The organism is Ruegeria sp. Ofav3-42, from assembly GCF_022347725.1.
In the GTDB taxonomy this organism is placed as follows: Bacteria; Pseudomonadota; Alphaproteobacteria; order Rhodobacterales; family Rhodobacteraceae; genus Ruegeria.
Genome location: NZ_JAKRGB010000041.1, coordinates 1 through 2,500 on the forward strand (window position 1 = coordinate 1; position 2,500 = coordinate 2,500).

The window sequence follows — 2,500 nt, forward strand, 5'->3', positions numbered from 1 at the left end:
GTTGGTTGCGGGAGTAGGATTTGAACCTCTGACCTTCAGGTTATGAGCCTGACGATGTTTGATCGTTAAGCAGACAGTCCGGTGGACTGTTTGTAGATCGAACGGGCTGTTAGAAGTTGGTTGCGGGGAGAGGATTTGAACCTCTGACCTTCAGGTTATGAGCCTGACGAGCTACCGGACTGCTCCACCCCGCGCCAGGTGTTGTTTTCATCGTTTAGAGAGAAGGGGGATTTTACTAGGTTTGGCGGTGACCTACTCTCCCGGGGCTTAAGCCCAAGTACCATTGGCGCGGCAGTGCTTAACTTCCGGGTTCGGGATGGGACCGGGTGTTTCACTTGCGCTATGACCACCAAACCGAGGAAAATCCCCACGTCGACTTTTGCTGAGCAAAAGCGACGGGCAGGAGGCAGCGTATTCGCGAAGCGGATGCGCGTTCCTGCACGGTTGTTGTATCAATCAACATCGCGGCTAGGTGCTGCGACGCTGTCCTTAGTCAAAGGTGTATGTTTTTGATTTGTCTTTCCATTACTGGATCAAATCAAGCCTATCGGGCGATTAGTACCGGTCAACTGAACGCATTACTGCGCTTACATCTCCGGCCTATTGACGTGGTGGTCTTCCACGGCCCTCAGGGAGACCTTGTTTTGAGGGGGGCTTCCCGCTTAGATGCCTTCAGCGGTTATCCTGTCCGATCATAGCTACCCAGCACTGCCGTTGGCACGACAACTGGTCCACCAGTGGATCGTTCACCCCGGTCCTCTCGTACTAGGGGCAACTCCTCTCAAGTCTCCTACACCCACGGCAGATAGGGACCGAACTGTCTCACGACGTTCTAAACCCAGCTCACGTACCTCTTTAAACGGCGAACAGCCGTACCCTTGGGACCTGCTCCAGCCCCAGGATGAGATGAGCCGACATCGAGGTGCCAAACACTGCCGTCGATATGGACTCTTGGGCAGTATCAGCCTGTTATCCCCGGCGTACCTTTTATCCGTTGAGCGATGGCCCTTCCACTCGGGACCACCGGATCACTATGGCCGTCTTTCGACTCTGCTCGACTTGTCAGTCTCGCAGTCAGGCTGGCTTCTGCCATTGCACTCAACGAGCGATTTCCGACCGCTCTGAGCCAACCTTCGCGCGCCTCCGTTACGCTTTAGGAGGCGACCGCCCCAGTCAAACTACCCGCCACGCAGGGTCCCGGATCCGGATAACGGACCGCGGTTAGACATCAAGAGTGCGAAGGGTGGTATCTCAAGGGAGGCTCCACCGCGACTGGCGTCACGGTTTCAAAGCCTACCACCTATCCTGCACATCACAATCCTGATGCCAGTGCGAAGCTGTAGTAAAGGTGCACGGGGTCTTTCCGTCTAACCGCGGGAAGCCTGCATCTTGACAGGCAATTCAATTTCGCTGAGTCGATGTTGGAGACAGCGGGGAAGTCGTTACGCCATTCGTGCAGGTCGGAACTTACCCGACAAGGAATTTCGCTACCTTAGGACCGTTATAGTTACGGCCGCCGTTTACCTGGGCTTCAATTCAAGGCTCTCACCTCTCCTTTTAACCTTCAGGCACCGGGCAGGCGTCAGACCCTATACGTCGTCTTGCGACTTCGCAGAGCCCTGTGTTTTTAATAAACAGTCGCCACCCCCTGGTTTGTGCCCCCAGCCCCTAGTTGCCTAGGAACCGGGCCTCCTTCTCGCGAACTTACGGAGGTATTTTGCCGAGTTCCTTCAACATCGTTCTCTCAAGCGCCTTGGTATGCTCTACCAGTCCACCTGTGTCGGTTTAGGGTACGGTCTGATGGAGGGCTATTTCCAGGAACCACTCAGCAGCCCAATCAATCCGATAAGATTGAACTACACCTGTGATCCGTCACATCCTCCTGGCCTAGGAATATTAACCTAGTTCCCATCGCCTACGCCTTTCGGCCTCGGCTTAGGGGCCGGCTTACCCTGCTCAGATTAGCTTTAAGCAGGAACCCTTGGACTTTCGGCGAGAGTGTCTCTCACACTCTTTGTCGCTACTCATGTCATCATTCTCACTAGTGATCTCTCCACGGGATCGCTCACGCGCCCGCTTCATCGAAAGCTCCAAATATCCTCCAAGGCGTTCCGAAGAACGCTAAAGAGGATAGGAACTATGTCACACTACGCTCTGCTACCGATGCTTACGCATCCCTAGACTTCGGCTCATGGCTTGAGCCCCGTTACATCTTCGCCGCAGGACAACTTATTTAGACCAGTGAGCTGTTACGCTATCTTTAAAGGATGGCTGCTTCTAAGCCAACCTCCTGGTTGTTTTGGTCGTCCCACCTGCTTTCCCACTTAGCCATGAATTGGGGGCCTTAGTCGTAGGTCAGGGTTGTTTCCCTCTCCACTACGGACGTTAGCATCCGCAGTGTGTCTGCCATCTAGTACTCCCGGGTATTCGGAGTTTGGTTAGGATCAGTAAGCCTGTGGGGCCCCATTACCCATCCAGTGCTCTACCCCCCGGGGTATTC

1 tRNA gene and 2 rRNA genes (1 of these 3 cut by a window edge) are annotated in these 2,500 nt (G+C 54.5%); all 3 read right to left on the reverse strand.

Going from position 1 to position 2,500, the window contains the following annotated elements:
- Positions 1-117: 117 nt before the first annotated feature.
- Positions 118-194, reverse strand: a tRNA-Met gene (locus MHN28_RS24540).
- 45 nt (positions 195-239) lie between these two features.
- Positions 240-354: ribosomal RNA gene (gene rrf, locus MHN28_RS24545) — 5S ribosomal RNA — on the reverse strand.
- Positions 355-534: 180 nt separating this feature from the next.
- A 23S ribosomal RNA gene (locus MHN28_RS24550) occupies positions 535-2,500 on the reverse strand; it runs 866 nt beyond the window's last position.